At 61.3% G+C, this 8,528-nt stretch carries 14 protein-coding genes and 2 pseudogenes; 4 read left to right on the top strand and 12 right to left on the bottom strand.

What is annotated here, in order from left to right; translation table 11 throughout:
- Window positions 1-71 precede the first annotated feature (71 nt).
- Window positions 72-839 carry a hypothetical protein gene (locus EA462_RS10080; protein ID WP_124178437.1) on the top strand — a complete coding sequence of 256 codons (768 nt, stop codon included), beginning with the start codon at window positions 72-74 and terminating at the stop codon, window positions 837-839.
- 62 nt (window positions 840-901) lie between these two features.
- On the opposite strand, the gene EA462_RS10085 is transcribed toward EA462_RS10080, so the two are convergent.
- Entirely contained in the window at window positions 902-1,120 is a 219-nt protein-coding gene (locus EA462_RS10085) for a hypothetical protein (protein WP_124178438.1), read from the bottom strand.
- A gap of 183 nt (window positions 1,121-1,303) precedes the next feature.
- On the opposite strand from EA462_RS10085, the gene EA462_RS10090 reads away from it, so the two are divergent.
- Window positions 1,304-1,735, top strand: coding sequence for a universal stress protein (locus EA462_RS10090; protein WP_124178439.1), 432 nt, complete (start codon window positions 1,304-1,306; stop codon window positions 1,733-1,735).
- 6 nt (window positions 1,736-1,741) lie between these two features.
- Here the strand turns inward: EA462_RS10090 and EA462_RS10095 are convergent, their stop codons facing one another.
- The 5 genes from EA462_RS10095 to EA462_RS10115 all read right to left on the bottom strand — a co-directional run bounded on the left by EA462_RS10095 (window position 1,742) and on the right by EA462_RS10115 (window position 4,465).
- The gene (locus EA462_RS10095) at window positions 1,742-2,512 is read right to left on the bottom strand and encodes a DUF5803 family protein (RefSeq protein ID WP_124178440.1); all 771 of its coding nucleotides are present in this window, start codon (window positions 2,510-2,512) and stop codon (window positions 1,742-1,744) included.
- A gap of 1 nt (window position 2,513) precedes the next feature.
- Complete coding sequence (locus tag EA462_RS10100; protein ID WP_124178441.1) at window positions 2,514-3,206, bottom strand: DUF2110 family protein; 693 nt, start codon at window positions 3,204-3,206, stop codon at window positions 2,514-2,516.
- On the bottom strand, window positions 3,207-3,731 hold the full coding sequence (tfe, locus tag EA462_RS10105; RefSeq protein ID WP_124178442.1) for a transcription factor E: 525 nt from the start codon (window positions 3,729-3,731) through the stop codon (window positions 3,207-3,209).
- 86 nt (window positions 3,732-3,817) lie between these two features.
- On the bottom strand, window positions 3,818-4,072 hold the full coding sequence (locus EA462_RS10110) for an amphi-Trp domain-containing protein (RefSeq protein WP_124178443.1): 255 nt from the start codon (window positions 4,070-4,072) through the stop codon (window positions 3,818-3,820).
- Window positions 4,073-4,258: 186 nt separating this feature from the next.
- Window positions 4,259-4,465 carry a hypothetical protein gene (locus EA462_RS10115; protein ID WP_124178444.1) on the bottom strand — a complete coding sequence of 69 codons (207 nt, stop codon included), beginning with the start codon at window positions 4,463-4,465 and terminating at the stop codon, window positions 4,259-4,261.
- Between the two features lie 191 nt (window positions 4,466-4,656).
- Between EA462_RS10115 and EA462_RS10120 the strand changes: the two genes are divergently transcribed.
- Window positions 4,657-4,890, top strand: a complete 234-nt coding sequence (locus EA462_RS10120; protein ID WP_124178445.1) for a hypothetical protein — start codon at window positions 4,657-4,659, stop codon at window positions 4,888-4,890.
- A 24-nt stretch (window positions 4,891-4,914) separates the two neighbouring features.
- On the opposite strand, the gene EA462_RS10125 is transcribed toward EA462_RS10120, so the two are convergent.
- The 5 genes from EA462_RS10125 to EA462_RS10145 all read right to left on the bottom strand — a co-directional run bounded on the left by EA462_RS10125 (window position 4,915) and on the right by EA462_RS10145 (window position 7,034).
- Complete coding sequence (locus EA462_RS10125) at window positions 4,915-5,148, bottom strand: hypothetical protein (protein ID WP_124178446.1); 234 nt, start codon at window positions 5,146-5,148, stop codon at window positions 4,915-4,917.
- A gap of 428 nt (window positions 5,149-5,576) precedes the next feature.
- Window positions 5,577-5,966 (bottom strand): DUF7845 domain-containing protein, encoded by a 390-nt coding sequence (locus tag EA462_RS10130; protein WP_124178447.1) that lies wholly within the window; start codon window positions 5,964-5,966, stop codon window positions 5,577-5,579.
- Window positions 5,963-6,163, bottom strand: coding sequence for a hypothetical protein (locus tag EA462_RS10135; protein ID WP_124178448.1), 201 nt, complete (start codon window positions 6,161-6,163; stop codon window positions 5,963-5,965). Before EA462_RS10135 ends, EA462_RS10130 begins: the two co-directional genes overlap by 4 nt.
- A gap of 110 nt (window positions 6,164-6,273) precedes the next feature.
- Window positions 6,274-6,795 carry a hypothetical protein gene (locus EA462_RS10140; RefSeq protein ID WP_124178449.1) on the bottom strand — a complete coding sequence of 174 codons (522 nt, stop codon included), beginning with the start codon at window positions 6,793-6,795 and terminating at the stop codon, window positions 6,274-6,276.
- Window positions 6,792-7,034: a hypothetical protein gene (locus EA462_RS10145; protein WP_124178450.1), complete on the bottom strand. Its 243-nt coding sequence runs from the start codon at window positions 7,032-7,034 to the stop codon at window positions 6,792-6,794. The genes EA462_RS10140 and EA462_RS10145 overlap by 4 nt, the downstream gene beginning before the upstream one ends.
- Before the next feature lie 290 nt (window positions 7,035-7,324).
- Here EA462_RS10145 and EA462_RS10150 point away from each other — a divergent pair.
- Window positions 7,325-8,335 (top strand): annotated as a pseudogene (locus tag EA462_RS10150) (tyrosine-type recombinase/integrase).
- Window positions 8,336-8,429: 94 nt separating this feature from the next.
- On the opposite strand, the pseudogene EA462_RS10155 reads toward EA462_RS10150, so the two are convergent.
- Window positions 8,430-8,528, bottom strand: a pseudogene (locus EA462_RS10155) (IS1595 family transposase); the annotation flags it as partial.

Genomic DNA, 8,528 nt, shown 5'->3' on the forward strand with positions numbered 1-8,528 from the left:
GACGTCCGGACAGCGCGGAGCCACCGACGAAAACGACCACCAATCACATGACAGATCACCGCTCTGATCGCGTGTCCGAACTCCTAGACGCTGCCGACGCTGGCGGTGCTTCGCTCGTCGGCAGCGACGACGATCGCGACGAGTCGGTCGAAGAAGCGACGTCGACGATCCGCGACGCAGCCAGGGAGGCCGACGAACTCGTCGCGACGACGGAACCGAACGAACTGCTCGAGGCGGTTGGAATAGCCGTTTCCACCGACGACGACGCTGACGACACGATCCCGGCGGCGATCGCCCGCGGTGACGCCGACCGACTCGAGGACCTCAACCGACTCCTTTCCCTCGCGAGACTCGGCGGTCGCTCCGACGAAGACTCACAGGAGCAAGCGGTCGATCTCCTGACGAGCGCCCGCAAATCGGAGTCCGTCGACGACGGCGTAACTGCCGGCGAAGCCGACGCTGGAACCGATCTCGAGGACCGTCTCCGGTCGACGATGTCGACGACGATCGACTCGGCCGAGGACGAGCTCACACAGCTTCGAGAGCGACTCGAGAGCGCGAGCGCCGCCGCGGTGGACGGACGCGCGGACGACGAAAACCGAGTCGAGGAGGACGAAAGCGAATCGGACACTGAAGACGAGACGGATAGCGAGGACGAAAAGACGGCTACAGAGGGAGAAACGGACGACGACGGTTTCGGGTTCGGATCGGCGGGTGGTCGTAGTAGCTCATCCGGACGAAGTGGCCGACATTCTACGGTGGCTCCGTCTCCGTCCAGGCGCGCGGACATGAAGGCGGTTCGCCGGTTTTCGACGATGCCGGAAACGACCGACGGATGACGAGAGCACGATCGTTCGGGGGAGGGAGCAAGCGGTCCTCGGAAGTGCTGTACGGGATCCGTTCACTCCCGGCTCTGACGATCGTCGACGAACAGTCGTATCCCCATGACGGGGATGAACAGGAAGAACGCCAGCATAACCGACGAAACCATGACCGCGTTCAGGTACTGCGGCGAAAGCCGTGGCGTCAGCAACCAGCTCGCGACCGCAACTCCGCCGATCACTGAGACGATCAGCAGCGCCACGAGATCCGACCGGTTGACCGGAACCTCCTCGGACATAGCGAACTGTGGGCCGTCGACGTACTAGTAGCCACTGACTTTTGCTCGCGGCGTCTCCGACCACGGATACTCGCGGCGTCTTTCAGCGACTCCGGTTCGAGCCGATCTCGATCCACTCCGAAACGATCGACTCGACGTCCCTCGCGGGCTAGCGCTTTGACGACGCGGTGCGAACGTGGTCGTATGTACGACTCGATCCTCGTTGCGACCGACGGGAGCGACGACGCGACCACAGCGGCCGACCACGCCGTCGGCCTGGCGCGCCGACTCGAGGTTCCGCTGTACGGAATCGCCGTCATCGAGTCTCGAATCGAGTACGACAACGCAATCGTCGATCCGGCCGAGATCGACCGGCGACGGCGCGAACGGACAGACTCGTCGCTCTCGAAACTCGAAAAGGCAGCCGACGACGTGGGGGTGACGGTCGAAACGACGGTTCGATCCGGCGTTCCGCACGAAGAGATTCTCGAGTACGCCGACGACTGTGACGCGGGCGCGATCGTCGTCGGTTCGCGGGGTCGATCCTCGTTTAGACGGGCACTGTTAGGGAGTACCGTCGACGCGGTCGTCAGGCTCGCCGTACGTCCGGTGATCGTGATCGAAAGCGAGGACTAGGGTCGGTCACTTGAGGCCGGGCGGTGGGCCGTCGTCGTCGTCCTCGATTTCGACGTCGAGGCCCAGCTCCTCGCGTTGTTTTTCCAGTCGCTTGACCTGCCGGTAGTAGTAGGCGATTCCGGTTCCGCCGAGGACGGTCACGACCGCGACGAGCCCCAAAAAGAGGGGGATATCTCTGGTCTGGTAGAATCGCAACGAAACCGTGCTGTCGACGTGCTCCCAGGTCAGTCGTTCGCGGTCGTCGATGACCTCACGATCGTAGCCGCTCGGGTTGACGTTTCCGAGGAAGAAGTTCGACGTTCTGTGTCCCTCCGGAAGCGTGACCTCGTAGCTGCCGTGGGTGAACGCCGGAAGCTGGAACGTCTTGGTCCCACTACTCCCCGAAACCGCGAGCGTGCCGTTCTCGTCGGGAACCCCGACCACCGTACTCGAGCGGCTCTGGTCGACGTCCAGTTCCGAGCCCGTCAGTTCGGTTCCGTTGGGATACCAGTACCTGACGCCGTGGATCTCGAGCGCCTGGTTCTGGTAGAACGTCGACCGGTACATGGTCACCTCTTCGGTTTCGTTCAGATCGTACACCGCACGGAACTCGCTGTTGCTGAGCAGGCTGCCGTCCTCGATGTCGATAACGACGTCCGAATCGGCGTCTCGCAGATCGTCGTACTCCGCTTCGCGGTCGAGGTCCTCGTCGGAGATGCCGCCGAAGATCATCGAACAGCCTGCGAGACCGACGAACACAACGACCACGATCGATGCGAGGATCAGCCGCCTGTTCATGTTACGGAACGACACACCGCAGTTCGGCCGGGAGGTACTCACCGACGCTCGCGAGCAGTCCCGGCGGATCGGTGTCCTCGGTGCAGACGACGCTCTGTTCGAGCAGTCCCAGCCGTTCGACCGTGACGTAGTCCTGGGCGTGGCCCGCACGGTTGAGCGTGGCCCGAACCTCCGCTCGCGTGGCGCAGTTGACGTTGAGCCGACCGTTGCCACGGGTCCACTCGTACAGCCGATCACGTTCGGCGTCGGTCAGGCGACTCGGAGTCGCCGTCCCCTCGTTCGGTTCGTCGCCGCCGTAAACGAACGCCAGTGGGACGTGCTGGACGAGTCCGAAGCGTTCGCGTATCTGTTCGGCCGATCCCGGCCCCAGACCGAGTTCGTCGGTCGGAATGCGAACCGCCTGCCCGGCATCGAGAACGAACCCGTCGTCGTCCCATGACTCGAGCGTGCCGACGTACGTTTCCCCGGACTCGAGATCGGAAACGATCTCTCCGAACTCCTCGCGGAGGACGTTCCGGGCCACGGTGGCGTCTGCACCCTCGATCGTGACGGACGGGAACTCGTCGTGGCGAACCCCCAGGTCGAACTCGACCTCGAGGTCGCCGATCTCGTTGGTGACCAGCGAGCGAAGCGAATCGAGCGACCGCTCGCGAGCGTCGCCGTCGACGTACAGTTTGGTAGCGAGTACGACCATTTAGGCGTCCGCGTCGATGTTGAGTTCGTCCTCGAGTGCGGCGAGTCGCCCCTCCATCGCGTCGACGAGACGATCGTTGTCCATCGACTCGAGCGGCGAGCCGCATTCGGGGCACTCGAAGCCAAAGTCCATCGCCTCACCGAACTCGAAGCGAATGGAACAGATCTCACAGAGATAAAACTCGTGATTTCGTTCGTACTCCTGGCGCTGTTCGAGCGCGTCAGTGAGTCGGTACATCTCCTCTTCTAGGTTCTCCGGGATGTTGTCGTACTCGAACGTCCAGAGGTAGGTGAGCCAGCCCGAATCCTCATCGCGCAGCCGACGGTAGCTGGCCAGATCGTTCTCGTACAGGATAAACAGCGCCCGTCGCACGTCGTTCAACTCGAGATCGAGTTCTTCCGCGAGCTCCTCGTCGGTCACTTCCCCGTCCGGCGGCGCTGCCGCGACGGGCATCCCTTTGGGACCGACCAGCTCGTGCAAGTACTTCTGGATTACCGGATCCTCGAGCAGGTCCTCAAAAGCCATTACCTACCCGTAACGGCATGCAGCCATTAAGTCTTTTGAGCCGAGCGGCTCGATCGGGATCCGTTCCGTCGTCACGCCCCGTGGCGTTAGCGGTCTTCCTCGTGGTTGACGTCCCACTCGAGGGAGACCGTGATCTGCTCGCGGTCTCCGCCGAGCATCGGGGACCGCTCCTCGACGTCGATTCCGTACTCGATCACCGAATCCGGCGTCAGGGTCAACATCTTGTTTCCGACCCGAACCTCCGCTGGCCCGCCGTCGCGTAACTCGAGGGCGAGTTCCTGGAGCAGATCGGCAGCCTCCTCACGCGAGACGTCCTCGTCGTGGCTCGTCGTTTCGCTCATACGTCGATTGCACCGAACGAACACAAATAGATTGGCCGGGAACTGGCAGGCACGAGCCCGATCGGGTGCCGGTCGACGGTCGGGAACGGCGCGAGCGACGGACGCGAAAGCCGATATCCATCGGTCACTCTGTCGAGTTCCGAGACACGGGGGTGTGATCCCCACGAGACAGATTGGCGACTCGAATCAGTCCTCGGCGTGCTCGCAGACGTCCCGCATTCCGCTATCGCGACACGCACCGGCGAGGAGGTCCGCCTGGGACTCCGTCGTGATCCCCTCCTCACGGATCGCCTCGAGTCTCCGTCGTTCGCGTTCGCTACAATCCGGTTGGTTCACCCGCCATTCGATCACGTGCTGACACGGCGCCCTCGCTCCGATTTCGTTCGACGACATACAACTGGGTTGGGTCGACATTCACAAGCAAGCTCACCCACGATACCATGGGCTATTATATGCATCCGCGATCGGACGGGTTCTCTCACACCGCTCGACTCGGCGTACCGTCGGCACCTGAGGGCGATCCCGAGGCCCAGTTCGCGAACCTATACTGTTATTAAACCAACCGAGAAAGCCACCGTTGTCTAATGGACGCTCGAGAATACTGGAACCTCATCGTAAGCGTCGTCGCGATCGGTATCGGCATCTCGGTAGTCGATACGAGCATCGTCGCGGCCATCTGTCTCGTCACGTACGGCTCACTCGCAGGCCTCCAGTTGTTCAACGAGGAGTTCGAGGCGTTCGTTTCGAACCACTCCGCTGCAGTGTCTGCCTTCCAGACGCTGCTTCTGATAGGGGCACTCGCGGCTCTGTATCTCTAACGGAGGATAGCTCGCTCTATCGCCTCACTCCGATTCGACGCGCGATCGAGCCGCGGCCGTGAACTCGAGCATGCCGACGGCGGCGACGCAGTCGGAACAGAACGATTTCGTGACGGACTCGTAATGGCCGGTGAGTTCCGGGCAGGGCTCACTCGAGAGGTGGATCACCCGCGCTGCCGGAACCGAGTCGCCACAACGGCCGCAGACGAGGTCGCGCGGTGTACGCCCGGCGTCGGCGGGTCCGTCCCTCGAGTTCATCGGGGGTGGCACCTCGGTCGTCGGCTCCGCGATCGGTGTGTGGCGGCGTCTCGAGTCGCGGTGGAGCGGCCGCTGAGTCGGAGCGGGCCGTGCCCGGTAGCGATACTGAACTGTCGTGCGAGACCTTTTTGTCTCGGTAGCGGTAACGAAAGCATGGCAACCGAACGTGAGCGTTTGGAAGCCACCGTCTCGGGTGTTTCCAGCACCCGGGGCATTTCGTACGCATGCCCCCGCGTCACCGTTATTGGAGCGCGATGGCTTCCATTCAGATGTTCGGTTTGGACAATAATATAATTACTGGTGTGAAGTAAAGGAAGTCCGATGTAGGGGAACGTTCGTGAGCAGTACGATCGTATCGGCTGCTAGCGGAAACACCGGGAGACTGAACAAGCGAAGATAGCGATTCAGACGTTTTCTGACAGAATTCGTTACTCGTCGCCTTTCCGGATGACGTTCACCGATGTCTCGACACCGAAGGTAACCGCCCGAGTCAGGTCGTTCCGCTCGAGGACGCGACGAGCCGCTCGGACGAGCGTGTCGACGTCTTCGCACACGAAGTAGATCCGGTACAGGTACGCCGTCTCGAGGCGGTAGGATGGGTCTGACCACGGAAGAATGGGCTGTTCGTCGTAGTCGAGACACACTCGCCACGTTTCGCCGCCGCTCTCGAAGGTGCCGGTCGGCTTCCCGTTGGTCGCCCAGTCGTGATTTTTCCGAACGTCCGTGAGCGCGTAGTACGGCTTCAGCGCCTCACGCACGAGGTGAAAGTGCGCGTCGAACTCGTGGCACTGGAACCGGAGGAACTTCCGTGCGCTCACAGTAACCCCTCCCGTTCGGCGAAGCAGGCCGTACACAGCGGTACCGAATGCTGGAGTCGGGCCTTCACCTCGTAGCCGACGTACTCGCAGTCGACGCACTCCGACCACGTTTCCGAAACCGTTTCCGATAATTCATTCTCGTCGTCATCTTCCGGCGAGTCCCGCGGCTCGAGGCCGAAGGCAGTCAGGTCCGACATCGGTCATCGACCCCGACTGTTCTCGAGATCCGACCGCCGGACGAGATCGGCCCCGCACTCCGTACACCGGTAGCACTTCTCGCTCCAGGCACCGCAAACCGGGCACGATGTCACGGTCGATCACCTACCGTAACCGACGAATCAACCGTCTCGGGATCGATCACGTGCGACCACGCGAGTTTCGCTACCTCGTTCTCTGACCGTGGGCCGCCAACGTCGTACCACCGACCGGACAGCAACTCGTCGACGATCGTCGCCGGGACGATCGCCCTCGCCACCTGGGGAAGCCCCGGCCGCGGAATGTAGACGACGAACAGGTACATCCCGCCCGCCTCGAGCAACCGCGAATGGGCCTCGCGCTTAACGTAGAACCGTCCGCGCGTCGATCCGCTCCCGTTGCTCGTCTCTATCTGGCACCCTTTGATTTCGACCGGAACGCCCGGTTCGACGACCACAATTCCGTAGAACGGCAGGCTCTCGGCTGGTTCGAGAAGCGTCGTCGTTCGGGCATCATGCCACGTTGCGGTCCGATCGCCGACGTACTCGAGGGCGTCGAAGGACTGAATCAGGTGCGCCTCGAGCGCGTCGCCGCTCGCTTTCGGACTCTCGAGGGCCGAGGTTCGGGAACTCACTCGCGTTCACCCCCGTCCGTGAGCATCGGCGGTTTGCGGACCGAACCCGTTCGTCGAAGTCGCCGGGAACAGCCTTTCGCGTGTCCCGCTTCGCCGTCTTTGTTTAGCAGGCGGGTGCAGCGTGCTTCACACTCCGGACAGACGAACTCTCGAGAGGTGCGAGGCTTCGGATGTGAACAGATCCGTCGGTCGAGTTCGTCCCGGTCGATCTCGCCGAGCAGATCCTCGAGCGGCTTCACGCCGACCACCCCGTATTTGCGCAGCAAACCGCCCGACGTGAAGGGGCCGCGGGTTGCCTCCCCCTTGGATTAGATTGAGAAGGCGAAGTAGAAACGACCAATTTGTCCGAATACGCAACTCTCGAGGTGTCTACGGAGGAAAGTAGTTTGGAGCGAGAACGGGTTAATTTCGCATGGGCGCTGCAGGCTCTCGGTCACGAGGTGAACGAAGTCCCTTGCTGGCCCTGAAACGGCGTAAATCGGCGATCTGAAATCGGTGGTTCTGGCCTCGAGTTCGCACCCAGAGAGCCATGAGTTTGGAATCAATCGAACCAGAAACCGCGCTCGAACTGTACCTGGCCGACAGGGAGAACAACGTCACTGAAGCCACCATTCGCTCGCACCGATCCCGCCTTGGGCATTTCATTCGGTGGTGCGACAACGAGGGAATCACGAACCTGAACGACCTGACCGGACGGAAGTTACACCGATACCGTCTTTGGCGGCGCGACGAGGGAAACCTTTCCCCTGCGACCGAGAAGACCCAGATGGACACAATTCGCGTCTTCATCAGGTGGGTGGAATCGATCGACGGTGCACCGGAGGATCTCCACGTGAAGATTCGCTCGCCGACGCTAACCGGCGACGATAACGTGCGTGACGAGATGCTCGAGGAGGAGCGCGCCGAAGAACTCCTCCAGTATCTCCGTCGCTACGAATACGCGTCTCGACACCACGTGGTGATCGCACTAATGTGGCATACGATGATGCGGGTCGGGGCGATTCACTCGCTTGACGTGGGCGATTTCGATCCCGAAGAGAAATCCTTGGAGGTCGTCCATCGTCCTGAGACGGATACGCCGATCAAGAACAGCACAGATGGCGAACGATTTATCGCGCTGTCCGACGAGGTGTGTCAGCTTCTGATCGACTGGATTGACCAGCGCCGGCCAGCGTCGGTTGACGAGTACGGTCGCAAACCGCTGCTTACGACGTCACAGGGCCGAGCACATACGACGACCCTTCGAGGAGACTGTTATCGATATACGCGGCCATGCATTTCGACTGGGGAGTGTCCACATGGGCGTGACATCGACGACTGTCCAGCGACTGAATACGAACGTGCCTCGGAGTGTCCCTCGAGCGAGAGCCCGCATGCACTTCGTCGCGGTGGGATCACGCACTCGCTCCAGCAAGACTGGCCGATGAAGGCAGTCGGCGATTGAGCAAACGTCTCCGAGCAGGTGCTCGAGATGCACTACGACCAACGCACAGAGAAAGAGAAGATGGAACAACGGAGGGATTACCTGGATCGGCTATAACACGACACTCTCTCCATATCGAGCAGTAGGTGATTCTGAGCGCATCATAGAAGATTCATATATCTATCGCTCTTGTGAAGCACGTTGTTGATTTTCAGAGCGCAGCATCGATAGCATGTTTGAGAGCTTCATCGCCTGGTTTTCTATAGAGTTCACGTCGAAGCTGAAACGCTCTGAGATACGGTGTTAGCTT

This window comes from Natrarchaeobius halalkaliphilus, from assembly GCF_003841485.1.
Classification (GTDB): domain Archaea; phylum Halobacteriota; class Halobacteria; order Halobacteriales; family Natrialbaceae; genus Natrarchaeobius; species Natrarchaeobius halalkaliphilus.